The sequence below is a fragment of the Leucogemmata humicola genome, assembly GCF_055379415.1.
This window is the reverse complement of sequence record NZ_AP040875.1, coordinates 1,929,273-1,953,653: the sequence shown is the minus strand read 5'-3', so window position 1 is coordinate 1,953,653 and position 24,381 is coordinate 1,929,273. Positions and strand designations below refer to the sequence as shown.

The window sequence follows — 24,381 nt, the reverse complement described above, 5'->3', positions numbered from 1 at the left end:
TGTCGACCATCGCCCGATGGCCGACGGACCGCCCCCGGCCCATATTTCAGTCGATGCCCTTCAAGCTCACTTCCGCTGATGGCACGCACTCATTCGAGCTCCGCGCCGGCGCGGCACTCGTCGTAGGGCGGGCGCCGAACAGCGACATTCCGATCATCGATCCGACCATCTCGCGGCGACACGCCGAGGTGGAGAGCACGGACAACGGGGTGACCGTCCGAGACCTCGGATCGAGCAACGGCACGTTCGTGAACGGCGCGCGCGTGGACAGCGCCGGAATCCGAGACGGCGACGTCGTCACCTTTGGTAAGGTCGCCTTCCGGCTCCAGCAGTCGGCGTCGACCCAACCAGCCGCGCCAAAATTCACGCCTCCCAACGCGACCGTCATTCGGCAGGTCCCGATCGGAGAGCAGAGCGCGGCCGATCTCGACAAGAATCGCGCGAAGCTCGCGACGCTGCTCGAGGTGTCAAAGGGCCTCGGTCGAGCGACCGACATCAACACGCTGCTCGAGAAGATCGTCCGGTACGCGTACCAGATTCTCGACGTCGATCGCGTCGCGATTCTGCTGCTCGATGAAGACGGCGAACTACGCCCGAAGATCGCGCGCGACAAGCGCGGCGGAGACAGTGCGCGCGCTGTTCCGCAGTCCATCGCGCGCACGGCGCTCAACGATAAGGTCGCCATTCTCTCGGACAACGCCGGCGAAGACACGCGCTTCGGCGGCCAGTCGATCCTCATGCAGCAGATTCGGTCGGCGATCTGCGTACCGCTCATCGGCGGCGAAGAGAAAGCGCTCGGCATTCTGTACGTCGACAACGTGACGGCAACGCACCGCTTCAGCGACGACGACTTCGAGTTTTGCATCGCGTTCGCGGGCATCGCGGCCGTGGCGATCGAAAACAGTGAGTATGCGCTCCGCATTCAGCGCGAGTTGCTCACACGCAGCAACTTCGAGCGCTTCTTTACGCCTCAACTGGCGAAGCGAATTGCCGAATCGTCAGAGACGATCCGACTCGGCGGCGACAAGCGCACCGTGGCGGTATTGTTCAGTGACATTCGCGGCTTCACGGCGCTCGCGGAGACCATGCGCCCGGATGAAATCGCGAGCCTGCTCACCGAGTACTTCACCGAGATGGTCGACTGCGTGTTCCGGCACGAGGGCACGCTCGACAAGTTCATCGGCGACTCGGTAATGGCGCAGTGGGGCGCACCAATCGGCGGCGCCGACGATGCCGACAAGGCCATGGCCGCGGCGATCGAGATGGTCCATGAACTCGACAAGCTCAACGCCAAGTGGCGTGCGGCCGGTCGCCCCGAGTTGCAAATCGGTATTGGTTTGAACTACGGCGAGGCGTTCGCGGGCAACATCGGTTCGGATCGCCGCCTCGAGTTCACCGTCATTGGCGACACCGTGAACACGGCGAACCGTTTGTGCGGCAACGCGAGCCCACGACAGATCTTGCTGTCGGACGATTTCCGGCGCGCGCTGAATCATCCGCCGCGCGTGGTCGAGTGTCCGCCAATGGAACTCAAGAACAAGAATCAACCCGTCACGGTGTATCGCGTCGTTCTGAACTGATGCGCCACGACGAACTGCCGCCCGGCTTCGCTCGATTCACGGTCGACGGGTCGGAGGTGGTGTGCGCGGAGCCAGTGTTGGACGCGGTCCGTGAGGCAATGCGCGCCGGAACGCTGTTCGACTACGCGGCAACGCACCGTCATGCGCGAACGCTCATGGGGCGCGGGGTCGTTTTCGCCGTGCCCCTTCCCTTGAACGGCGGAAACGTCGTCATTCGCCACAACCATCATGGCGGAATGTTCGCGCGATTTACCCGCGATCTGTTCCGTGGCGCGACCCGCGCGCCGTATGAGCTCCGGATCTCCGAGCGACTGCATGAATACGGCGTGCCGACGCCGGCGATCATCGCGTACGCGATCTATCCCGTCGTGGCGGGCTTCAAGCGCGTAGACGTGGCAACACGGGAAGTCCCGAGCAGCGCAGACCTTTCCACGGCCATTATGTCGGCGGACGCAGAGGAGCGGGCCAAAGCCATTCGCGCCGCAGCCGACCTCGTGCTCACGTTGAGCAACGTCGGCGCTCGCCACGCTGATCTCAACGTCAAGAACATTCTCCTGCGCACGAACGACGATCGCTCGCTCGACGCGGTCGTGCTCGACGTGGATCGCATCACGTTCGACGAGCCGGAGATCGTGCTCGAGTTGAACCTTGCTCGCCTCCTGCGATCGGCGAGAAAATGGCAAACGCGCTACCGCGCGCTGGTCACCGACGCCGAGTTGGACGAACTGGCTGGACTCGTACGCGAGCGTCGGCCGCCACCGATGCCATTGAGTACTTCCTCATAGACACGGATCGTCCGATCGGACATGCGCTCGACCGAAAAGTCATCCACTCGCGCACGGGCGTTCGCGGCGAGCCGCTCACCGAGCTGTCGATCGGCGAGCAGCGACACGATCGCGTCGCCAAGCGCGACCGGATTGCGCGGCTCGGCGAGAACGCCCGTCTCGCCGTCGACGACAACGTCTGGAATCCCACCGGCCCGCGTTGCCGCTACGGGAACTCCGAACAGGAACGCGTCGAGAAGCACGGAGCCCATGCCTTCTTCGCGCGAGCTGAGACAGGCGACGTCAGCGGCCGCGAGCAATGCGTCTGCATCGGTGCGATATCCAGCGAGATGCACGACGTCGCCGAGCTCCAGTCCATGAATCTCGCGTTCGACGTCATGCCGCATCGGACCGTCGCCGACCATGAGGGCCTGGACGTCCGGCAGGACCTGTCGCACGCGGGAGATCGCGCGCACGAAGTTGACAGGATCCTTATGGCCGACGAGCTGTGCGACCTGCACCACGAGCGGCCCAGTCGGAGCCACGCCGAGCGCCTTGAGCGCCTCACGGCTCACGCGATCGGCACGGCGGTTCACGTCGACACCGTCGGGGACGACATGCACGCGCTGCGGAGCGATGCCACTCGCCTCGAGCACGCGACCCACCGCCGTCGATACCGCGATGAACGCCGCGGCGCGACCATACTTCCACCGAGTCCCGGCGTTGTCGCGCAACCGGAAATCCACTCGACGCGCCACGATCATCGGAACGTCGAGCCGCACCGTGGCGAGCGCAGCCAACGCAACAGCGTGCGCGGTATGCGCGTGCACCAAGTTCACCTTGTGGGCGCGGATTGCCCGGCGGATACGCCACGCCGCGCGCACGTCCAGCTCCGACGCCGGCGCGCAGTCAATGCATTGAATGCCGGCCTCGCGCGCGCGATTCGACAATGGCTCGCGCGGGCGAGCCGCGATCAGCGAACCATAGCCGCGCCGAGCGAGATCGGCGGCGAGCCACAGTGTTTGTCGCTCGCCGCCGCGCCAGCCGCGCTCCGTATCGATGTGCAGCACGTTGATGCTCACGCCGGGCAACTTCCGCTGTCGCGACTCGGCACGCAAGGCGCAGCGTGACGTTCGATCCGAAATATTCGCCACATCGAATCCTGCTCGTCGCCCTCGACAACCTCGGCGATCTCGTGTTTGCGTCCGCGTTGACGCCAGCGTTACATCGCGCCTTTCCGGACGCGACGATCGACGTTTGGTGCAAGGAATACACATCGGCCGTCGCGCGGCTCATTCCGCACGTCAGCGACGTCATCGCGGCCGATCCGTTCTGGGCCGTCCCGCGCCACATGCCCAGGCCGTCGATTCGTCGGTTTGTGGCAAGCGTGTCGTCGGTGCGCGAACGGCGCTATGACGTCGCCGTTCTGAGCGAAGCGCCCTGGCGCGTCGCGGCAGCCGTGGCCGCCGCACAGATCCCCAGGCGAATCGGACTTGCTCGGCGTCGCAACTCCGTATTTCTCACTGATATTTTGGCCGCGCAGGACGTGAACAAGCCGGTGCTCGCGGAGCAAGCCCGATTGCTCTCGCCCCTCGGCATCACATCGGTCGACCCGCAGTACCGACTCGATGCGTCTAGACTCGGCTCCCTGCGCGACGACGTTGCTCGACGGCTACCGCCGCGATTCGCGGCGCTGCACCCGTTCGCCGGTGCGCGCGATCGATGCGTTCCTATTGGCGAGTGGCTCGGAGTCGCTAGGGAGTTGGCTGCACGCGGACTCCCGGTGCTCTGGATCGGAACGTCGCGCGAACTCGGCGAGCTGCGAACGTCGTCGCAGACCTCTGAAGCGCACTACGTCGACGAATTGGGAGGCGGATCGCTCGCCGCAAGCGCCGCGGCGCTCTCGCTCGCCACGCTTTTCGTGGGTCACGATTCCGGTCCGCTGCACGTCGCGGGCGCGTTCGGCGTTCCAGTCGTCGGCGTCTTTGCGCCTGGTCAACCGACCCGCACCTTTCCGCAGGGAGTCGGGCCGTGGCGCATGATCAGCCGCCCGCGGCCAGACGGCATCACCGCACAAACGATCCTTCACGAGATCGACGCCCTTCGTCTAACTTCCGCGTCATGATCGACGTACCTCTTCGCCGCGTCTGCATCGTCATGATGAGCGCGGTGGGCGATGCCGTGCACGTGCTGCCAGTCATCAACGCGCTGAAGCGGCACTCGCCCAATGTTCACATTGCCTGGGTCCTACAACCTGGCCCGGCAACGCTGGTGCGCGGTCACCGCTCCGTCGACGAGATCATCATTTTCGACCGCGCGAAGGGGCTCAGCGCATTTGCGGACATTCGGCGCGAGCTAGCGAAGCATTCCTTCGATCTCGTGATCAACCTGCAGGTGTATTTCAAGGCAGGCATCGTCACGAAATTCACGCGCGCCACGGTCAAGCTTGGCTTCGACCGCGCACGCGCGCGCGATTTCAACTGGCTGTTCACAACGCACCGAATACCGCCCCACGGGCAGCAACACGTTCAGGACCAGTATTTCGAATTTCTCACGGCCCTCAACGTTCCTTCCGAACCCGTCGTCTGGGATCTCGGACCGTGGGAGCATGAACGCGCGTGGCAACGCGACTTCGTCGCGCCGTTCGACCGGCCGCTCGCGTCGATCGTCGTTGCCACGAGCAAAGCGCAAAAAGACTGGCTGCCGGAGCGCTGGGCAGAAGTCGTGAACGCACTCTGGTCTGACTTCGGGCTGCAGCCAGTGCTCGTCGGAGGACGATCGCCGCGCGAAGTGCATGCCGAGCAAGAGATCCTTGCACGCGCGAAACACGCCGCGCATTCGGCACTCGGCAGCGGGCTACGCAACCTCGTGGGAATTCTCGACGCGTCGTCGCTGGTGCTCGCCCCCGATACCGGACCGCTGCACATGGCCGTGGCGCTCGACCGGCCAGTCGTGAGCCTGATCGGCTACACGAATCCCAAGCGCACAGGCCCGTACAGAAAATTTCACGATCTCATTGTCGACGCGTACGGCAACCCAGGCGAGCAGTATGGCATCACGATGGAGAACCGACTTGATCGCATGCCGAGAATCACCGTGCGCGATGTGCTCGATCGTGTGGAACGGTGGCGCTCAGTGTATCAGTCGGCTGTGCGATCGAGCGTGACGGGCCCAAAGGCGTAGCCGAGTCCAAGGTCGCGAAAGAGGCGTACGAGTCGATTGAGCGCGAGCCCCATGACGGCGAAATAGTCGCCGTCGACGCGCTCGACGATCGTGGCGCCAAAACCCTGAATGCCGTACGCGCCCGCCTTGTCCATCGGCTCGCCCGTGGCGATGTAGCGATCGATGTCGTCGTCGCTCAGGTCGCGGAACGTTACGCCAACTTCCTCGAGGCCTGACACGGTGCGTCCGTTGAAGCGCACCGCGACGCCTGTCATCACTACGTGCGAGCGTCCGCTCAAGCGACGAAGCATTGCCGCTGCGTGCGCTCGGTCGCGCGGCTTGCCGAGCACATCGCCGTCGACGACGACAATGGTGTCGCTGCCGACGGTCACGGCTCCCGGCTCATCGATCCGCGCCGCCTTTTCACGCGCCAGGCGCTCCGCGTGCTCTCGCGGCGTCTCGCCAGCCAGATAGGCTTCGTCGATGTTCGCCGGCTGAACGACGTGGTCCACACCGATGAGAGTGAGCAGCTCGCGGCGCCGCGGTGACGCGGACGCCAGGATCACCTTGGGACGATTCATCGTTCCAGCCATAGGGTTACGGGCCCCTCGTTGACCAATTCGACTTCCATTGTCGCACCAAACTCGCCCGTCTCAACCGGAACGTTCGACGTTCGCAGTAAATCGACAAAGCGATTGAACAGCGGAAGGGCCGCCTCGGGACGAGCCGCGTCGACAAAACTCGGTCGACGGCCCTTCACAGCGTCGCCATAGAGCGTGAACTGGGACACGACGAGCAGGCTGCCGCCGACATCAGCAATCGACCGGTTCAACTTGTCCTCGTCGTCTGGAAAAATGCGAAGGCCAACGACTTTCTCTGCCATCCAACGGAGTTGATCGTCGGTGTCGGTGTGCGTGAGCCCCACCAGCAATACCAGCCCGCGCCCGATCTGACCTACAACGCGATCGCCAACTCGCACTTGCCCGCGAAGGGCCCGCTGAACAAGAACACGCATGGTCGATGAGAAGACGTGGAACGAACCGGCGGAGGCGGAAAGATAGGCGGGGCAGCGGGCCGTGACGGCACGACGATTCGCGGCGTCGTATTAGAAATCCGGATCACCGATTTCTGCCGTCCAGAATGCCCCTCTCGTCACGCCGCGAACTTTATCGCATTGCTTATCCGATGGCGGAACGTCCGACGTTCCGGATCGGGCGGTACGCCTATCAGGTGATCGATTGCTCCGAGCGCGGCCTGCGCTACGAGGTCCCCAACCGCCGGCTACCGTCGCTGGGAACGCCACTCGGCGGGATCGTCGAATTCCGGCGCGAAGGCGCACTCGTCGAGATATCTGGCGAGGTCATTCGGACCCGCGGCACCATCGTGGTCCTCTCCCTGGATGCCCCAGGGATTCCGTTCGGGGAAATCCTGGCTGAGCAGCGCTATCTCCGCGGCAAGGGATTCACCTCGAAGGAATAGCGTCTTCGCTCTGGGTCAAAGAAAAAGCGCGCCGTCCACATGGACGGCGCGCTTTCGTTCATCGAGCCTCGAGGCTTTACGCAGCGGCTGCGGTGGCAGCTGCCTTAATCAGCTCGACGTCGATCGACATCTTGACCTCGTCGCCGACCGCCACGCCGCCGGCTTCGAGAACCTGATTCCACGTCAGGCCGAAATCGCTTCGCAGGAACTTACCCTTCGCGGCAAAGCCAGCGCGATCATTTCCCCACGGATCGCGACCGCGACCTTCGGCCGTCGCCTCGAGAGTGATGGGGCGCGTGGTGCCGCGCACTGTCAGGTTGCCGGTGATCTTGAAATCACCATCCACGTCGCCGTCGATCTTCGTGCTGACAAAAGTCATCGTCGGAAAGTTCTCGGCGTCGAAAAAGTCGGGCGAACGAAGGTGCGCGTCGCGCTGTTCCTGACGCGTGTCGATGGACGCGATGTCGACTTCGATTGCGACCTTGGAGTTCTTCGGATTCGCTTCGTCGAGCGTCACCGTTCCGCCAACGCGTCCGAACCGGCCGCGAACGGTCGAAATCATCAGGTGTCGCACCGCGAAGCCAACTTCCACGTGCATGGGGTCCACAGTCCACGTGCTGGTGGCGGCGGCGGTGGCGTTCTTTTCAGTAGTGGTTGCAGTCATGGTCGTGTCCTCGGCGTCGGTTGAATCGTTCTGCACTGTAAGATCGTGATCTCAAAAATTCATATATGAACTACAGGCGCAAAAAAGGGAGCTTACAGCAGCGCCGTCATCACTCGTTCGATCGCAGCTTGGTCCTCGCCGCGTAGGGCCGCGGTCAGGGCGCCATTGAGCCGATCGATCTCCGCAGCACCTGCTGCGGCTTTGATCCTTCCCTGCTCCGTGATCGCCGCCTTTACGGCGCGACGGTCCGTCGGGTCGTCCACTCGCTTCACCAGCCCGTCAGCCTCTAGGCGATCGACCAGTTGCGTCATGTTCGACTTCACGCAGCTCAGCCTGGCAGCCAGGTCGCTCAGAGAAAGTGGCTTGCCCGCCCGCTCCAGCTCGCTGATCACCGAGAATTTCGGCATTGAAAGGCCAACCGACCCCAGCGCCTGCTCGATGCGATCCTCGAGCGCATGCGCTGCATGAAGGAGCGAGAAGACATCGCTCGCGGGCTTCGTCGCCCTCGTCTCGTTCACATCCCGATCGTTCATGACTGTATTCTAGTTACAACACGCATTTCCGTCAAGGGCGGGGTTCAGGGGTTGTCACCAGCTGCCGACTGCGGCTGAGTTTGGTTACGCAGACGGGGTCGGTACCAAATCAAAAGGGCCGCGGCATCGCCGCGGCCCCTCCGAACCTCTAGCACCCAGTGCCTAGCGCCCAGCCCCAGCACCATACCGCCTCACTCCACCGTCACCGACTTGGCCAGGTTGCGCGGCTGATCGACGTTCAACCCGCGCTTCACCGCGATGTAGTACGCCAGCAGCTGCAACGGCACCACGGTGAGAATGGGATACAGCATGTCGATCGTTTGCGGAACGCGAATCTCGAAGTCGATGAGTCCCTCGAGCACCGGTTCATCCTGGCTCGTGATGCAGATGACCTTTCCGCCGCGCGCTTTCACTTCCTGCACGTTCGACACGACCTTGTCGAACACCGCGTCATGCGGCGCAACGAATACGACAGGCATCTCCTCGTCGATCAGCGCGATCGGACCGTGCTTCATCTCCGCCGCCGGATAACCTTCGGCGTGGATGTAGCTGATTTCCTTCAGCTTCAATGCGCCTTCGAGCGCGACCGGGAAGTTGTAGCCACGACCCAGGTACAGGAAATTCGTCGCGTCTTTGAAGCGCTCAGCGATTGCTTCGATCTTGCTGGCACTATCGAGAATCGTTTGCACCTGCTCGGGCAGCGCGAGCATCGCCTCGGCGGTCTCACGACCCTTCACGACCGACATGTTTCGAATTCGCGCGAGCTTCAGCGTCAACAGCGCGAGCGCGATGACCTGGCTCGTAAACGCTTTCGTTGACGCGACGCCGATTTCCGGCCCGGCGTGCAGATAGATGCCGCCGTTGTCTTCGCGCGCGATCGTCGAGCCGACGACGTTCACGAGACCGAGCGTCTTTGCGCCACGACGCTTCGCTTCACGCATCGCCGCGAGCGTATCCGCGGTCTCACCCGACTGCGACACGACGACGCACAGCGTCTTGTCGGTCACGATCGGATTGCGATATCGGAACTCCGACGCGTATTCCGTCTCCGTCCGAATACGCGCAAGCTCTTCGATGTACATCTCGCCGATCAGCCCTGAGTGCCAGCTCGTACCGCACGCCGTGATCACGACCTGATCGAACGACAACAGCTCTTCACGACTCAGGTTCAATCCGCCGAGTTTAGAGAATCCTTCTTCGACGACGAGGCGACCGCGCATCGTTTCCTGAATCGTGGCCGGCTGCTCGAAGATTTCCTTGAGCATGAAGTGGTCGTAGCCGCCTTTCTCGATCTCATCGAGCGACCAATCGATACGGCTCACACCCTTCTTGACGCGACGCTGATTGAGGTCGAGCACTTCGTATCCGGCCTTGGTGAGCACGCCCATCTCACCATCGTCCAGGTACACGACCTGTCGCGTGTGCTGCAGAATGGCGGCAACGTCGCTGGCGACGTAGAACTCGCCTTCGCCAAGACCGATCAGCAGCGGGCTGCCTTTGCGCGCGCAGACGATCTTGTCCGGATCGCGGCTCGAGATCACAGCGATGCCGTAGGTGCCTTCGACCAGATGCAACGCATCGATGACGGCGTCTTCGAGCTTACCGTCGAACGCGGCCTCGATCAGGTGCGCGAGCACCTCGGTGTCCGTGTCCGACTTGAAGGTGTGCCCCTGCATTTTGAGCATCTTTCGCAGGGCGCTGTAGTTCTCGATGATGCCGTTGTGAACGACGGCGATCGTGCCGGTACAGTCCGTGTGCGGATGCGCGTTGATCTCGTTCGGCGGTCCGTGCGTCGCCCAGCGCGTATGTGCAATGCCGATCGTCCCGCTGATCGGTCTGTTGCTCACGACGCCCTCGAGCATGGAGATCTTACCCTTTGCGCGCCGCGTCTCGAGCCCGTGACCGTTGCTCATCGCGATACCAGCCGAGTCGTAGCCACGATACTCGAGGCGCTTGAGCCCCTCGATGAGCATTCCGGTGGCACCCCGACTTCCAACGTATCCGACGATTCCGCACATATGTTGACGTTCCTTCGATGAGTGTTACGCGTCCAGCGCGTCGAGCGGCTCGCGGGACAGCCGAACCAGCTCCAAAGCCTCCCGATCGGTTGGTGCCTCTGCGATCACCCGCACGATCGGTTCCGTGCCGGACGGTCGCACATGCACCCACCTATCCGGCCACGACAGACGCAAGCCGTCCTGCGAATCGGCCGCGGCGGCTGGGAACGCCGCACGCAGTGCCTCATACACAGTATCGAGACTAGCGCTCGGCCGGTTGAGCTTATCCTTCACGATTACGTACCGCGGAAGGTCGGCCACGATGTGGGACAGCGGCCGATCCTCCTCATGAAGCAGCTGGAGCAGTAGCGCCGCGCCAATCGGCGCGTCGCGCCCGAGGTGAACCTCTGGCAGGATGACTCCGCCGTTGCCCTCGCCTCCGATGGGTGCCCGTTCATCGCGCATTCGAACCGCGACGTTCACCTCGCCCACCGGCGCCCGGATGACCTCCATCCCAGCGGCCCGTGCCACATCCTCGACGATCCGGCTGGTCGAAAGATTCGTCACCAACGGCCCTTTCCGATGGCGAAGAACAAGCTTTGCGGCCAGCGCCAGCGTGAAGTCCTCACCGATCGCCTTACCTGCATCCGACACCAACGCCAACCGATCGACGTCGGGGTCGACCGCAAACCCAATCGCCGCGCTCGACTCAAGCACGAGACGTTCCAGTTCGCCAAGATTTTCGGCGACCGGCTCGGGCGGCCGAGGAAAATGTCCGTCGGGCTGCATGTTGATGGCCGTGACTCGGCAACCTAGCCGATCGAGGAGCGCGGGCATGATCACAGCGCCAGCGCCACGTACGCAGTCCAGCGCGACATGAAAGCGCCGGCTGCGAATGGCATCGACGTCGACGTACGGTATCGCAAGGACACGATCAATGTGTCGCTGAACCGCACGGTCGTCGGTTTCGATTTTGCCGAGTTCGTTCCATTGGGCGCGAGGAATGCCTCGCTCGACGAGACTTCGCATCTCGACGCCCTCGGAATTCTCGAGGAACAGTCCGGTCGGTCCAATGAACTTCAGCGCATTCCACTCGATCGGATTGTGGCTCGCCGAGATCATGAGCCCGCCCGCCGCGTGATGGTCTTCGACCGCGAGCTGGCAAGTTGGTGTCGTCGTCAGACCTATGTCGATCACGCTGCAGCCAACGGACTGCAGTGCGGAAACAACCACGCGATGAAAGAGCGGGCCGGAGACGCGACTGTCGCGCCCGACGACAACTTTTTTCGAGCCGCCCTTGCTGGACGCCCACGCGCCGAACGCGGCGGCGTACTGCGCCACAACCTCGGGGGTCAGCGCCTCGCCCACCCGTCCTCGGATGCCGGAAACTCCAACCATCAAGCCGTCGTGCGACATTCAATCTCCCTCGAGTTGACCGAAAACTAACCTGACCGTTATCACGTGCTCGACCCCTTCTCCCTGCTCCCACTCTCACTCTCCGCGCAGCGCGGACGCGTCGATGACTTCGAGGCGCAGCAGCTCGTCGCCGCCGGTCTCACACTCCTTCAGCGTTCCGCTCCACTCGTGCGCGCACTCAGTGGCAAGCGCGCCGCGCTACTGCTGCCAACCAGCCCAGCGTTCTTCATTGCACTCGCTGCAGCGGAAGGCCGCGGCGCGGTGCTCATCAATCCGCTCACGTCGCCGCGCGAAATCATTCATCAGCTTCGCGACGCGAACGTCGGCGCAGTGTTCACCAACACCACGCTCGCCGCGGCCCTGCCCATAACCACGCCACGCGTGCTGCTCGACGACGCACCACGAACCGCACGCGTACTGATAGACGGAACGAATCGCGAAATTGACCTCGGATCGCACGTAGGAATGACGATCGAGGGTGACTCGGATGTACGCGGAAGTACCGACGAGGCAGTCATCGTCTACACGTCGGCGATGGCCGGCGTCCCGTTGGGAGCGGTCCTGTCGCACCGGAATCTGTTGGCGAATGCACGATCGACCATCGAGGCAGCGGCGCTGTCGTCGAATGACCGCACCCTCGCTCTGCTCCCGTACGCCCATCTGTTCGGCCTGACCGTGACCGGATGCGCTCCGCTCCTCGCCGGTGGATCGGTGTTCACGATGCGGCGATTCAACCCCGCAAAGGCGGTCGACATCATGGAGCGGAACGCGATCACGATGGTGGTCGGCGTTCCGGTCGTGTTCCGCGCGCTTCTCGCGGCGATCTCGAAACGGGGAGGCGCCAAGCTCGATTCACTGCGGGTCTGCATCTGCGGCGGCGCACCGCTGTCCGAATCGCTCCAAACGCGTTGGTTCGACGCCACCGGCGTAGAGCTGCGTCAGGGCTACGGACTCACCGAAGCCGGGCCGGTGTGCCTCTTCAATCGCATCGACGCGCCCAACGCGCGCGGAACGCTGGGCACTCCGTTTCCTGGCGTGGAAGTAGAGTTGCGCGCACCAATCGCCTATGACGAAGCAGGGAATCCTCGCACAAGTGAACCCGACGCCGCGAACCAATCTGGCGCGTTGGAGATCTGCGTACGCGGCGACAACGTGTTTCGCGGGTATGTGTCCGGAGGAGAACTTGGACTACCGGTCCGCGACGGCTGGTTGCACAGCGGCGACCTGGGAGTGCGGGAGGTTGGCGGTCAGATCACCTTTGCGGGCGTCATCAAGCCGATGTTCACGCGGAATGGATTCAACATCTACCCGCGCGAGATCGAGCGCGTCGTTCGCGAGATGCCCGGGGTTGAAACCGCGAGAGTGCGTGCGCTCGTGGGCGTCGATCGCGAAGACGACATCGAACTCGAGGTAACGGGCCGCGTGACCGAGGCACACGTCAAAACCTGGTGCACGACGCAGCTCAGTGCGTACAAACAGCCAGCCGTGATTCGCGTTCTCTAAACTCGCGCCATGACGAGCTGAGATTCCGCCTTGGGAATGAGTTGCAGCTCGCCGCGTTCGGAGGCATCGACGAGAGCTTCGACGACGTCGGGATCGAACTGAGTTCCCACGCATCGGCGGAGCTCGTCGATCGCCATGTCGAGTGACATCTCGCTCGGTCGATACGGCCGATCGCTCGTCATTGCGTCGAGCGCGTCAGCGACGCACACGATTCTCGCTTCGAGTGGAATCTCGGTGCCCTTGAGTCCGTCGGGCACGCCACAACCATCGAACCGCTCGTGATGCGAGCGAACAATGTTCAGCGCGCTCGGCGTTTCCCCGAGGAGCGGCGCAAGAATGCGCCAGCCGAGCACGGGGTGCGTCATGATATGCTGATACTCTTCCGGCGTCAGTCGCTCGGCCTTGTTGAGCACCGACTCGCGCACACCGATCTTGCCGATGTCGTGCACGTGGCCGCCGAGTTCGATCTGGCGAAGCTCTTCGCCACACAGGCCCATCGTGGTGGCAACGGCTTTGGAATACAGGCTCACGCGCACAGAGTGACCGCGCGTGTACGGATCCTTGAGCTCCAGCGCTTCGGCGAGCGACTGCACGCTGGCCAGGAATAGCTCCTCGAGACGTCGCGCCTGCTGCGCGACCCGCTCCTCCAGCCTTTCGCGATAGGCTCGATTCTCGAGGATGAGCCGGCGCTTTTCCATCGCCTGTGCCACGCGAGCCCGAACGTCCTCGAGCTGATAGGGCTTGATGACGTAGTCCGCCGCGCCGATTGCAAGACAGTTCACCGCAATTTCGACGTCGGCCACGGCCGTGATCATGACGACCGCGACGTCGGGGAAACGCGAGCGGATTTCTCGAAGCAGTTCGAGCCCGTCCATCTTGGGCATGCGCAGGTCGCTCAACACGAGCGTGACCGGATATCGCTCGAGCTGATCGAGCGCTTCGAGTCCATTCCCTGCTTCGATGCACTGAAAGCCGTCGCTACGCATCAGGTGCACCATCACCTGACGCAAGCGCGGCTCGTCGTCGACGATCAGACAGTACGGCAAAAGCTCTGAATCAGTCATCGCCCCATTCGGTTACGGCTGCCCGGGGTGCGCGGTTATCTTCCACGCACCTCCGGAAACCAGAGTATCGACATGACGCGCGTTTTTGATGAGGACCTGACGTCGGGGTTTGGCACGCGAGCCATTCATGCCGGACAGCGCCCCGAGCCGCTGGCGGGAGCGATCATGACGCCCGTCTACCTGACGTCCACGTACGTCCAGGAGGGCCTCGGCCAGAACAAAGGCTACGAGTACGCTCGGGGAAAGAACCCCACGCGCGAAGCGTTCGAGCGGAATGTGGCCGCGCTGGAAAATGGACGACATGGGTTCGCCTTCTCGAGCGGGATGGGATGTCTCGACTCGATCATGAAGCTGTTCCGCTCCGGCGACCACATCGTCTGCGGCGAGAACGTGTACGGCGGAACGTTCCGTCTGTTCGACAAGCTTCTGCAGAACTTCGGGCTGACGTTCAGCTATGTAGATACGCGCGATCCCCAGCGAATCGCTGACGCAATGACGCCGGCGACTCGCGCAGTGCTCGTCGAAACACCGACGAATCCGCTCATGCGGGTCACGGACATTGCCGCTGCCGCCGATATCGCCCATCGCGGCGGCGCTCGGCTGATCGTCGACAACACCTTCGCGTCGCCGTACTTCCAACGGCCGTTGGAACTGGGCGCCGACATCGTGTACCACTCGACGACCAAGTACCTAAACGGCCATAGCGACATGATCGGCGGTTGCGCGATCGTGATCGATGACGGCATCGCCGAGCAGTTGAAGTTCATTCATAATGCGGCTGGAGCCGTCGCGGGTCCGTTCGACGCATGGCTCGCGCTGCGCGGGACCAAGACGCTGCACCTGCGCATGCGCCAGCACGACTTGAATGGACGCGACATCGCTAACTGGCTCGTCGAACAGGTCGGTCACGAGAACGTGTTCTACATCGGGCTGCCCACGCACCCGCAGTACGACCTCGTGCGCCGCCAGATGACGGGCTTCGGCGGCATGATCAGCGTCGAGCTCGGTACGCGGGAACGCGCGGCTCACGTGCTCGGACGCGTTCGGGTGTTCGCACTCGCCGAATCGCTGGGCGGGGTCGAGTCGCTCATTAGCCAGCCCGCCGGAATGACCCACGCGTCGGTTCCTCCCGAGCGCCGCGCGGCAATCGGCCTCAGCGATGGGCTGGTTCGCTTGTCCTGCGGTGTAGAGGACGTGGGAGACCTACTCGCGGATCTCGAGCAGGCGTTCGAAGGCATGCCTGGAACGGGCAAGCAGATGGCGGGAAGCGGGACAAAGCGAGACACAATCGGGAGCGCCACGCCGTAGGGTATTCGGCGCAATTCGTCTTTTGCGGCTATCTCCTTCCACTTCTCGCATCCCGCCAAATGTCTCGAGTGCCTTTGACCCAGATCTCGTCGCGTTCTTGGGAACATCCCGCAGATCGCGCGGCCCTGAACACCCTGCGTGCGATTCCAGGGTTTGATGAAATCGTGCGCAAGGTTGCCGGGTTTTTCGGTGAGCGCGGCATTCGCCAGCTCTTCCTCGGCGATGCGGTGAAGGTCAGCGCCACGCAGCGTCCGCGACTGAACGTGATGTGGACGGAGGTGCTCGAGACGCTCGACTGGCCTGAACGACCGGAGCTCTACGTCACGCAGACGCCAATCGCCAACGCGATGGCGGTGGGTTTCGACAAGCCGTTCGTCATCATCCATTCCGGACTGCTCGAAATTCTCGACGAAGAAGAGCTTCGTACCGTCCTCGGACACGAGCTCGGTCACATCATGAGCGGGCACACGACGTACAGCACGATCGCGTACATCCTGCTGTACTTTGGCTTGAGCAACCTGCCCTTCCTCGCGGCCGCGGCAATCTTGCCGTTCCAACTCGCGTTGCTCGAGTGGCAGCGAAAGAGTGAGTTCTCGTCCGATCGTGCGGGCCTGCTCGTGGCGCAGGACCTGAACATCGTGATGAGCACCGAGATGAAGCTTGCCGGCGGAAAGGCCTACGGCGATCAACTGCGCGTCGAAGAGTTCATTCGTCAGGCGGAGCAGTATGAGACCGGCGGCGACGCGTGGGACACGGTGCTCAAGATTCTCAATACCGTCATGCGCACGCACCCAATGCACACCGTTCGCGCGGCTGAGTTGCTGCGATGGGAGCGCTCTGGCGGCTACAACAAGATTCTCGCCGGCGACTATATCCGTCGTGGCCAGAACGACGGCGGTCATCCGTTGTCCGACGACTACGCCGACGCCGCTGGATACTACGGCCAGAAGACTCGCGAAACTGTGGATTCCTTCAAGGACGGCTTTACCAAAGCCAAGGACGCGGTCAACTCGGCGTGGCGCAATCGATGAAGGTGTTGCTTGTGGGTGGAGGCGGGCGTGAGCACGCGCTCGCCTGGCGCCTGCGGCAGGACTATCAGAACGTCGAGATCCTCGCGGCGCCGGGAAATCCGGGAATCGCCGAACTCGCGCGCTGCGTTCCGGTTAGCGCGACGAACGTAGATCAGCTCAAGACACTCGCGCGCCAGGAGTCGGTCGACTGGACCCTCGTCGGTCCTGAAGCGCCGCTCGCTGCTGGCATTGCCGACGCATTCAAGGCCGACGGACTTGCGATCTTTGGACCGTCGCGCGCTGGGGCGATGCTCGAGACGTCGAAGGCGTTTTCGAAAATGCTCATGATCGAAGCCGGCGTACCCACGGCACGAGCATTCACCTGCCGCACGCTCGTCGAAGCAAAGCGCGCCATCGCCGAACTCGGGGCGCCGGTGGTGGTCAAAGCATCTGGTCTCGCCGCCGGCAAGGGCGTCATCATCTGCCACACCATCGACGAGGCGAACGAAGCTGCGACGGGCATGCTCGAGAAGAGCGTGTTCGGTGCGGCGGGAGAAACCGTGCTCGTCGAAGAGTTCATGGAGGGCGAAGAGCTCTCCGTCTTCGTGCTCACCGACGGCGAACGTGTGATCGCCCTACCGGCGGCGCAGGATCATAAGCGATTGCTCGAAGGCGACGCAGGGCCGAACACCGGCGGGATGGGCGCGTACGCACCGGTGTCGTTGGTCGAGCGAATGCCGCATGTGATCGACGACACACTCGAACGCATCGCGCGTCCCACGCTCGACGCGATGAATGCGCGAGGTACGCCATTCACCGGTCTGCTGTACGTCGGACTCATGCTCACGAATGACGGACCCAAAGTCGTCGAGTTCAACTGTCGCTTTGGTGATCCTGAGACGCAGGCAGTACTCCCCGCACTCTCAGCAGACGCGTCGATTTCGGAGCTGATGTTCAACGTGGCACGTGGCGATCGCCTGCCGGCCGGTGTCGCACTCAGCACCGCGCGGTCGGCAGTCACGACTGTGCTCGCTGCCGCTGGCTACCCTGACGACCCGCGTTCAGGCGATCGAATCAGTATTCCGGGAGCGCCGTCCGACGTGCTCGTGTTTCACGCTGGCACTAAGCGGGCGAACGACGGGTCGCTCGTCACTGCAGGCGGGCGTGTCCTTGGAATCACCGGCCTCGGTGAATCGATCGATGACGCTCAAGCAGCGAGTCAGCGTTTTGCGGGTGAAGTGTCGTTCGACGGCAAGCAATTCCGCCGCGACATCGGCTGGCGCGAACTGACCAGGCGTGCCGGAGCTACCTGAGACCGAGACGATCGCGCGTGATCTCGACCGCGCGATCGCAGGCCGCCGCATCACCAGCGTTCGCGTCGTCAAGCCGGACGTGTTGCGCGAGGTCAGCGCTCGCGCACTCGCAACACGTACGACAAACGCAACGATCGACCGTGTCTGGCGTCGGGCCAAGCTCGTCGTGCTCGAGCTGTCGACAGGCGATCGAATCGTGGTACAACCGCGCTTCACCGGTGCGCTGTTGATCGACGCGGGCCAGCTCCCGGACGACGAACGAAAGTACTCGACGATCCAGTGGTCGCTCGACGACGACCGAGTCCTTCATTACCGCGATATTCGCCGGCTCGGCACCGTTGCGCTCATGAACGGAGAGCGATTCGCCGAGTACACCTCGGACCTTGGCGTCGAGCCACTTGACCCCGCGTTTACCGGCGCGCATTTATCGGAACTTCTTCGAGGTTCCCGCCAAGCGATCAAGAAGGTGCTGATGGATCAGCGCGCCCTCGCCGGCGTCGGCAACATCTACGCGAATGAAGCGCTCTGGCGCGCCGGAATCGATCCGTCGCGCACGGCAGACCGCGTGACGACAGTGGAGGCAGATCTGCTGAGAGACTCGATCGTTGCTGTGCTCACGGAATCGATCGGGCATCGCGGCACGAGCTTTCGCGATTATCGCGATGCAAGCGGCGGCAAAGGCGGCTTCGTCGAGTACCTCGCCGTCTATGGCCGCGAGGGCGAAGCGTGTCCGCGTTGCGGCGCTCGGCTCATCGGTACACACGCCGTCGACGGACGAACCACCGTGTTATGCGCGCGCTGTCAAAAGTAGCGCTCACGCGCCCGCCGACGTCGGACGAGCAGATCGAGGTCATGCGATCGCACGTTCGGTCCACCGCGGCCGATCAACCTGGCGTCTATCGCATGATCGCGGCGGACGGTGAGGTGGTGTACGTCGGAAAGTCGAAGAGCGTGCGCTCGCGACTCATGAGCTATTTCCGCTGCGAGTATCCGGAGGACAAGGGCGCACGGATTCTCCGCGACGCCGAGCGGATCGAGTGGGAGTACATGCCAAGCGAGTTCGCGGCGCTGCTCGAAGAGCTTCGACTCATCAAGGCGTATCGTCCGCGTTTCAACGTGGCGATGAAGCGCGACGGCCGGAATTACTGCTTCATCAAGCTCACGCGCGGCGCGGCACCGAAGTTCGTCGTCGTGCGCGGCCCTGGTCACGACGACGCGTCGGTCTACTATGGGCCGTTTGTCGGCGCGCTTGGCGTGGGCGAAGCAGTGCGCGAATTGAACGATGTGCTCGGGCTTCGCGACTGTTCGCTCGATCAGCGAATGAACTTTGCGGATCAGCCGGAACTCTTCTCGATCTTTCCGCGAACGCCTGGCTGCATTCGCTTCGAGGTCAAGAAGTGCCTCGGCCCGTGCGTGGGCGGGTGTACGGTGCAGCAGTACGACGACCGACTGGGTCTCGCGCGGAAATTTCTCGACGGCGCGGACGACGGGCCGATGGAGCACCTTCGCGGCGAAATGGAAGCGGCCAGCGAGCGGTTGGAATACGAACGCGCAGCGACGTTGCGCGACAAGCTCAAACGCCTCGAAGCGCTTCGCGGACAATTCGGGCGTCTGCGTTTCGCGGTGGAGACGCTGTCGTTCGTCTACAACGTGCCCGGGTACGAGGGCGATGACCGCGTGTATCTCATTCGGCGAGGTCGCGTGCGAGCGCAGGCTCCAACGCCCAAGACGCCCGAGGAAGCGGTCGCACTGCTTGGCATGATCGACGACGTATTCACGCCGACAGAGCGAATTACTGGAGAAATTCCGACGCACGAAATCGACGAGTTGCTGTTGCTCTCGTCGTGGTTCCGTCGGTTTCCATCGGAGCTCGACCGAACGAGCGCCGCGAAGGGAACAGGTGTCGGAGTGCTCGCCGCAGCGTCCTGAAGCGACGCGTGGCGCGTCTCGTGCAATGTCCGGTGCCCGGCGCGCGATGCGCCCGACCCGACTGTGGAGCACGGATGACCGTTTCCTGGCAACCAACAACGCTAGTTCAGTGCATCAGCACGCGTCCGTGGCTCGTCTACCCCGGATGCGAAGAACCTGGCGGCTGCCACGATCTCACGCTCGGCAAGATCTATCAGACTCTTGGCATTGAAGGCCGCGGGTCGTTCTACCGGATCATCGACGATTCCGGTGACGACTTCCTGTATCCTATGTCACACTTCAAGGTCGTCTGAGAAGCGAGATCTTCTCGCTTACGCTGCCAGTTCGATGATCTCGATTGCGACCTGACCGTCGCGAATGATCATCTTCGCGACGCTCGGCATCAAATCGAAGCGTCGCGCGCCAGCCGCTCCCGGGTTGACGACCCAGCGACCGTCGGCATTCGCGATGAGTTGCTTGTGCGTGTGCCCGTAAATGATGACATCCGCGTCATACTTCGCGAGCAGTTTGGCCGGCGTGGGACTTCCCACTTCGTGGCCGTGGCTCACGTGAATGCGCACCCCGCCAATCACCATGTCGACTGCGTTTGCGAGTCGTGGATTTCCAGGGATGTCGGTGTTGCCATAGACCGCGCGCACTGGAGCGATGAGTTCCAACTCATCGAGGATGTCGTCGCCACCAACGTCGCCTGCGTGGAGCACGAGCTCGACGCCGGACAGAACCGTATGCACGTCGGGTCGCACGAGTCCGTGCGTATCCGAGATCAGGCCAATGACGTGCGTGCGTGTCTCGCTCATTCCAAGTCTTCCCCCCCGCCCCCTCCCCACCGCGGCACGAGTGCGTGCGGTACATCGAGGTGGTCGAGGACGCGCGCCACCACGAAGTCGACCAGATCGCTGATTCCGCGCGGTCGATGATAAAAGCCAGGCGCCGCGGGCATCACCACCGCGCCCGCGCGCGTGACGCGCAGCATGTTCTCGAGGTGAATTGCGCTGAGTGGCGACTCGCGCGGCACGAGGATGAGGCGGCGCCGTTCTTTCAGCGCGACATCGGCGGCGCGCTCGACGAGCGAACGCGATGACCCAGCAGCGATCGCGGACAGCGTTCCCATGGAACAGGGACAAATCACCATGCCGCCATTGAGCGCCGAACCCGATGCGGGCGCTGCGCCGCGATCCCCGTCGTCGAAGCAGGTGACCCACCGATCCCACGCCACCGCACCAACCCGCGCGCGTAGCGCTTCGACAGACGCGATGTCGAGCTCCGTATCGAGCAAACGGAACCCGTGACTCGAGACGATCAGTTGTACGGGTCTTTCAGCCGCAACGATCGACTCGAGCAATCGCACTGCGTATGGAGCGCCCGACGCCCCGGTGATCGCGACGACGATCGGACGTGCAGTCATCCGCCGATGCGGTGCAGCGCGTACAGCATCGACGTCGGATGGATCAGTCGCTCGGTGAGCACGCAAACAAAGAAGGCGATGCTGATGACGCCATTCATCGTGAAGAACGCCGCGTCGAGGCGCGAGAAGTCGTCGGCCTTCACCAGTGAATGCTCATAGACGAGCAGGCCAGCAGCCACGACGACACCGAGAGCGTAGTATGCGCCGGCGCCTGTGCCACCGAACGTAGCCGCACCAACCGCGGCCAAACACGTCACGGTGCAGACGTGAAACACGCGCGAGAGTAGCAGCGCACGACGTTCACCAAGCGCCACCGGCAACGAGTACAGCGACTGACTCTTGTCGAACGCTACGTCTTGCAGCGCATACAAGATGTCGAATCCGCCGCCCCACGTCGCAACTGCAAGTGCCAGCGCGATCAGCATCCACCACGGATGACTCCATTGGCCGGTGACCGCGAGATAACCGCCGACGGGAGCGATGGACATACCGACGCCGAGCACGAGATGACACCAGCGCGTGAAGCGCTTGGTGTAGCTGTAGAAGAACACCCACGCCAGCGCGATTGGTGACAGCATCGCGCAGAGCGGGTTGAGTCGCCACGCGGCGAAGACGAACAGCGTCGACGCGATCGTCACTGCCGTAACAGCTTCGGTAACGCGCATCGCGCCACTCGGGATTTCACGCTGCTTCGTTCGTGGATTGCGTGCGTCGATCTCGCGATCGACGATACGATTGAAGCCCATCGCCGCAAAGCGCGCGCAAGTGAACGCGAGCACGACCCATCCAATCCGCGACGACGACACGGGCGCGTGATACGACGCCAGCACGACGCCGACAAGGGCGAACGGCATGGCGAACAGAGTGTGCGGCAGCTTGACGAAGTTGGCGTAGACGAGCCAGCGTGAGCCACGGTGCGCGAACGTCTGGCCTTCGAGCGGTGCGTGCGCGTTCATCGAGTCGCTCCCGGAATGCCGAGTGACTTCCACATCGCATCGACCTTTCGTTTGGTCGCGTCGTCCATCTCGATCACGTCTGGCCACTCACGCGTGAATCCCTCCTCGGGAAATTTGCGCGTGGCGTCGAGCCCCATCTTCGATCCGTACGTGAACGCTCGGCTGGAATGATCGAGCACGTCGACCGGACCCATGGTGAAGCGTGCGTCGCGCTCCGGGTCGATGTTGTTCAGCGCGACCCACCATGCTTCCTGTGGATTGCGCACGTCGACCCAGTGATCGACCACGACCAACACCTTGGCCAGCGACATCAGCCCCTGCCCCCACATTGCGTTCATCACCTTGTACGCTTGTCCCGGATATTCCTTCTTGATCGAGACGAAGACCAGGTTATGAAAAATTCCTTCCGCGGGCATGTGATAGTCCACGATCTCCGGGATCGTCAACTTCAACAGCGGAAGAAAGATTCGTTCGGTGGCGTGTCCTAGATAGAAGTCTTCCATCGGCGGGCGCCCGACGATCGTGGTCGGGAGAATTGGCGCGCGCCGCATGGTGATCGCGGTAACGTGGACCTGCGGATACAGGTCCGCTAGCGAATAGAACCCCGTATGATCCCCAAACGGTCCTTCGGTGACGAGTTCCTCCGACGGATCGATGTACCCTTCGATCACGAAGTCCGCCTCGGCGGGCACCTCGAGATCGCAGGTCACAGCCTTGGTGAGCGATACGGGTTCCTTGCGCAGGAAGCCCGCGAAGAGAAACTCGTCGACCGTCGGCGGGAGTGGTGCGCTCGCCGAATACATGGACGGAGGATCGGCACCGAGGGCGATGCAGACCGGCATTTTCTCGCCGCGTTCCGCCATTTCGCGCCAATGGGCCGCACCGACTTTGTGGCGTTGCCAGTGCATGGCGAGCGTCTTTTTGCCCGTCTGCATGATGCGATACATGCCGACGTTGCGAATGCCGCGCTTGGGGTCGCGCGTGATCACCATTGGGAACGTGATGTACGTGCCACCGTCGTCGGGCCAGCATTTGATGAGCGGCAGCTTGTCGAGATCGACCTGATCGCCCTGCCACACAACCTCTTGCGACGGCGCGTCGCCGCGACGCATGCGCGGCGGAAATTTTCCCACTTCGAGGAGGCGAGGAAGCATCGAGAGCTTTCCGATGAGTCCCTCGGGCACTTTCATCTCGACCAGCTCCGTGATGCGGGCGCCGACTTCGTCGAGCGAGTCGACGCCGAGCGACATCGCCATGCGCTTCATGGAGCCAAAGAGATTGATCGCAACGGGGAATGCCGATCGCGTGCCGTTCATGAGCACTGGATGCTCGAAGAGCAGCGCTTTGCCACCGCCGGGCTGTTTCATGACCCGATCGGCGATCTCGCACAGCTCGAGATTCATCGATACAGGATGTGAAATGCGCACGAGCTCTCCAGCCTGCTCGAGCTGCGCAACGAAGTCGGTGAGAGTGTTGATACTCACGTTGTAGGGAAAGAGGTCAGCTCAACCCTTGGTACCGCGGTGGATGGCCGCGACTCCAAGGGTGAGCGTATGCCACTGAACGTCGGTGAAGCCGGCGCCGCGCATACGTGCAGCCAAGTCTTCCTCGATCGGGAAGTTGGCGACGGAGCGCGGCAGGTATGCGTAGGCGGTGCGATGTCCGCTGACGAGCGCGCCGATACGCGGCAAGACGTGATGGAAGTACATGTGGTACATCGCGCGAACGATCGCCGAGCGCGGAGTCGTGAACTCGAGGATTACGAACCGAGCGCCGGGTGCGAGAACGCGGTGTACTTCGCGCAGACCGCGATCGAGGTCTGCGACGTTGCGAATCCCGAACGCCACGATCGCACCCGAGGCGCTATTGGCGGCGATGGGGAGGTCGAGCGCGTCGGCGACGACGGGCGTCACCACAGAGCTTGGGCTCTTGCCGACGCCAGCGCGAAGCATGGGTTCGGCGAAGTCGGCGCCAATGACTCTTCCGGCAAAGCCCTTGGCTCGCGACAGCTGCGCCGACACGTCGAGCGTGCCAGCGCACAGGTCTACGAAGGTTCCGGTGGGCGCGCGCTCCCAGTCGAGCGCCGCGATTGCTCGCCGGCGCCACGCCTTGTCGATATTGAAGCTGAGGAGATGGTTGAGGAGATCGTAACGCGGCGCGATCTGGGAAAAGATCCGCTGCACATACGCACGCTTTTCATCACCGCCGGCCGCCGCGGCCTGGGCTTCTGCCGATTCCAACTCGCTCACGGGCATCGTCGTAAGTTGCCGGCGCGTCGAGGGTGAATCAAGGCGAAGC

25 protein-coding genes are annotated in these 24,381 nt (G+C 63.0%); 12 read left to right on the top strand and 13 right to left on the bottom strand.

All coding sequences use genetic code 11. From position 1 onward, the window contains the following. Nucleotides 1-53 precede the first annotated feature (53 nt). Both AC6H4Z_RS08075 and AC6H4Z_RS08070 read left to right on the top strand, forming a co-directional pair. Nucleotides 54-1,580, top strand: a complete 1,527-nt coding sequence (locus AC6H4Z_RS08075) for an adenylate/guanylate cyclase domain-containing protein (RefSeq protein ID WP_497546241.1) — start codon at nt 54-56, stop codon at nt 1,578-1,580. Next, nucleotides 1,580-2,365: a lipopolysaccharide kinase InaA family protein gene (locus AC6H4Z_RS08070; RefSeq protein WP_497546240.1), complete on the top strand. Its 786-nt coding sequence runs from the start codon at nt 1,580-1,582 to the stop codon at nt 2,363-2,365. The genes AC6H4Z_RS08075 and AC6H4Z_RS08070 overlap by 1 nt, the downstream gene beginning before the upstream one ends. On the opposite strand, the gene AC6H4Z_RS08065 is transcribed toward AC6H4Z_RS08070, so the two are convergent. Then, complete coding sequence (locus AC6H4Z_RS08065; protein ID WP_497546239.1) at nt 2,269-3,498, bottom strand: glycosyltransferase family 4 protein; 1,230 nt, start codon at nt 3,496-3,498, stop codon at nt 2,269-2,271. The two genes, AC6H4Z_RS08070 and AC6H4Z_RS08065, sit on opposite strands and share 97 nt — an antisense overlap. Here AC6H4Z_RS08065 and AC6H4Z_RS08060 point away from each other — a divergent pair. Both AC6H4Z_RS08060 and AC6H4Z_RS08055 read left to right on the top strand, forming a co-directional pair. Further along, on the top strand, nt 3,471-4,469 hold the full coding sequence (locus AC6H4Z_RS08060) for a glycosyltransferase family 9 protein (protein WP_497546238.1): 999 nt from the start codon (nt 3,471-3,473) through the stop codon (nt 4,467-4,469). The genes AC6H4Z_RS08065 and AC6H4Z_RS08060 overlap by 28 nt on opposite strands. Then, nucleotides 4,466-5,527, top strand: coding sequence for a glycosyltransferase family 9 protein (locus AC6H4Z_RS08055; RefSeq protein WP_497546237.1), 1,062 nt, complete (start codon nt 4,466-4,468; stop codon nt 5,525-5,527). The genes AC6H4Z_RS08060 and AC6H4Z_RS08055 overlap by 4 nt, the downstream gene beginning before the upstream one ends. Here the strand turns inward: AC6H4Z_RS08055 and AC6H4Z_RS08050 are convergent. Together AC6H4Z_RS08050 and dtd are read right to left on the bottom strand one after the other, a co-directional pair. After that, complete coding sequence (locus AC6H4Z_RS08050; RefSeq protein WP_497546236.1) at nt 5,485-6,087, bottom strand: Maf family protein; 603 nt, start codon at nt 6,085-6,087, stop codon at nt 5,485-5,487. The genes AC6H4Z_RS08055 and AC6H4Z_RS08050 overlap by 43 nt on opposite strands. After that, nucleotides 6,084-6,521, bottom strand: coding sequence for a D-aminoacyl-tRNA deacylase (gene dtd, locus AC6H4Z_RS08045; protein WP_497546235.1), 438 nt, complete (start codon nt 6,519-6,521; stop codon nt 6,084-6,086). The genes AC6H4Z_RS08050 and dtd overlap by 4 nt, the downstream gene beginning before the upstream one ends. Before the next feature lie 125 nt (nt 6,522-6,646). Between dtd and AC6H4Z_RS08040 the strand changes: the two genes are divergently transcribed. Next, complete coding sequence (locus AC6H4Z_RS08040) at nt 6,647-6,985, top strand: PilZ domain-containing protein (protein WP_497546234.1); 339 nt, start codon at nt 6,647-6,649, stop codon at nt 6,983-6,985. 76 nt (nt 6,986-7,061) lie between these two features. On the opposite strand, the gene AC6H4Z_RS08035 is transcribed toward AC6H4Z_RS08040, so the two are convergent. The 4 genes from AC6H4Z_RS08035 to glmM all read right to left on the bottom strand — a co-directional run bounded on the left by AC6H4Z_RS08035 (nt 7,062) and on the right by glmM (nt 11,595). Further along, the gene (locus tag AC6H4Z_RS08035; protein WP_497546233.1) at nt 7,062-7,649 is read right to left on the bottom strand and encodes a YceI family protein; all 588 of its coding nucleotides are present in this window, start codon (nt 7,647-7,649) and stop codon (nt 7,062-7,064) included. A gap of 92 nt (nt 7,650-7,741) precedes the next feature. After that, nucleotides 7,742-8,182, bottom strand: a complete 441-nt coding sequence (locus tag AC6H4Z_RS08030) for a MarR family winged helix-turn-helix transcriptional regulator (RefSeq protein WP_497546232.1) — start codon at nt 8,180-8,182, stop codon at nt 7,742-7,744. 191 nt (nt 8,183-8,373) lie between these two features. Next, nucleotides 8,374-10,200 carry a glutamine--fructose-6-phosphate transaminase (isomerizing) gene (gene glmS / locus AC6H4Z_RS08025; protein WP_497546231.1) on the bottom strand — a complete coding sequence of 609 codons (1,827 nt, stop codon included), beginning with the start codon at nt 10,198-10,200 and terminating at the stop codon, nt 8,374-8,376. Nucleotides 10,201-10,224: 24 nt separating this feature from the next. Continuing rightward, complete coding sequence (gene glmM, locus AC6H4Z_RS08020; protein ID WP_497546230.1) at nt 10,225-11,595, bottom strand: phosphoglucosamine mutase; 1,371 nt, start codon at nt 11,593-11,595, stop codon at nt 10,225-10,227. A gap of 45 nt (nt 11,596-11,640) precedes the next feature. Here glmM and AC6H4Z_RS08015 point away from each other — a divergent pair, with 45 nt between their 5' ends. After that, nucleotides 11,641-13,098, top strand: coding sequence for a class I adenylate-forming enzyme family protein (locus AC6H4Z_RS08015; protein ID WP_497546229.1), 1,458 nt, complete (start codon nt 11,641-11,643; stop codon nt 13,096-13,098). Here the strand turns inward: AC6H4Z_RS08015 and AC6H4Z_RS08010 are convergent. Next, the gene (locus tag AC6H4Z_RS08010; RefSeq protein WP_497546228.1) at nt 13,095-14,162 is read right to left on the bottom strand and encodes an HD-GYP domain-containing protein; all 1,068 of its coding nucleotides are present in this window, start codon (nt 14,160-14,162) and stop codon (nt 13,095-13,097) included. The two genes, AC6H4Z_RS08015 and AC6H4Z_RS08010, sit on opposite strands and share 4 nt — an antisense overlap. A gap of 72 nt (nt 14,163-14,234) precedes the next feature. On the opposite strand from AC6H4Z_RS08010, the gene AC6H4Z_RS08005 reads away from it, so the two are divergent. The 6 genes from AC6H4Z_RS08005 (at nt 14,235) to AC6H4Z_RS07980 (ending at nt 20,015) form a co-directional block, all read left to right on the top strand. Continuing rightward, complete coding sequence (locus tag AC6H4Z_RS08005) at nt 14,235-15,470, top strand: trans-sulfuration enzyme family protein (protein WP_497546227.1); 1,236 nt, start codon at nt 14,235-14,237, stop codon at nt 15,468-15,470. A gap of 59 nt (nt 15,471-15,529) precedes the next feature. Next, complete coding sequence (locus tag AC6H4Z_RS08000; protein WP_497546226.1) at nt 15,530-16,501, top strand: M48 family metallopeptidase; 972 nt, start codon at nt 15,530-15,532, stop codon at nt 16,499-16,501. Next, nucleotides 16,498-17,793, top strand: a complete 1,296-nt coding sequence (gene purD, locus AC6H4Z_RS07995) for a phosphoribosylamine--glycine ligase (protein WP_497546225.1) — start codon at nt 16,498-16,500, stop codon at nt 17,791-17,793. The genes AC6H4Z_RS08000 and purD overlap by 4 nt, the downstream gene beginning before the upstream one ends. Next, nucleotides 17,777-18,604, top strand: a complete 828-nt coding sequence (gene mutM, locus AC6H4Z_RS07990; protein WP_497546224.1) for a bifunctional DNA-formamidopyrimidine glycosylase/DNA-(apurinic or apyrimidinic site) lyase — start codon at nt 17,777-17,779, stop codon at nt 18,602-18,604. Before purD ends, mutM begins: the two co-directional genes overlap by 17 nt. Beyond that, nucleotides 18,583-19,722 carry a UvrB/UvrC motif-containing protein gene (locus AC6H4Z_RS07985; protein ID WP_497546223.1) on the top strand — a complete coding sequence of 380 codons (1,140 nt, stop codon included), beginning with the start codon at nt 18,583-18,585 and terminating at the stop codon, nt 19,720-19,722. The genes mutM and AC6H4Z_RS07985 overlap by 22 nt, the downstream gene beginning before the upstream one ends. Before the next feature lie 74 nt (nt 19,723-19,796). Then, the gene (locus AC6H4Z_RS07980) at nt 19,797-20,015 is read left to right on the top strand and encodes a hypothetical protein (RefSeq protein ID WP_497546222.1); all 219 of its coding nucleotides are present in this window, start codon (nt 19,797-19,799) and stop codon (nt 20,013-20,015) included. 18 nt (nt 20,016-20,033) lie between these two features. Here AC6H4Z_RS07980 and AC6H4Z_RS07975 read toward each other — a convergent pair whose 3' ends face one another. From AC6H4Z_RS07975 to AC6H4Z_RS07955, 5 genes are read right to left on the bottom strand one after another with little or no spacing between them, the layout of a single operon-like run. Next, entirely contained in the window at nt 20,034-20,519 is a 486-nt protein-coding gene (locus tag AC6H4Z_RS07975) for a metallophosphoesterase family protein (protein ID WP_497546221.1), read from the bottom strand. Beyond that, complete coding sequence (locus tag AC6H4Z_RS07970) at nt 20,516-21,127, bottom strand: UbiX family flavin prenyltransferase (protein WP_497546220.1); 612 nt, start codon at nt 21,125-21,127, stop codon at nt 20,516-20,518. Before AC6H4Z_RS07970 ends, AC6H4Z_RS07975 begins: the two co-directional genes overlap by 4 nt. Next, nucleotides 21,124-22,083 carry a UbiA-like polyprenyltransferase gene (locus tag AC6H4Z_RS07965; RefSeq protein WP_497546219.1) on the bottom strand — a complete coding sequence of 320 codons (960 nt, stop codon included), beginning with the start codon at nt 22,081-22,083 and terminating at the stop codon, nt 21,124-21,126. The genes AC6H4Z_RS07970 and AC6H4Z_RS07965 overlap by 4 nt, the downstream gene beginning before the upstream one ends. Continuing rightward, nucleotides 22,080-23,567: a menaquinone biosynthesis decarboxylase gene (locus AC6H4Z_RS07960; RefSeq protein WP_497546218.1), complete on the bottom strand. Its 1,488-nt coding sequence runs from the start codon at nt 23,565-23,567 to the stop codon at nt 22,080-22,082. Before AC6H4Z_RS07960 ends, AC6H4Z_RS07965 begins: the two co-directional genes overlap by 4 nt. A gap of 21 nt (nt 23,568-23,588) precedes the next feature. Further along, nucleotides 23,589-24,332 carry a ubiquinone/menaquinone biosynthesis methyltransferase gene (locus tag AC6H4Z_RS07955; RefSeq protein WP_497546217.1) on the bottom strand — a complete coding sequence of 248 codons (744 nt, stop codon included), beginning with the start codon at nt 24,330-24,332 and terminating at the stop codon, nt 23,589-23,591. Nucleotides 24,333-24,381 lie beyond the last annotated feature (49 nt).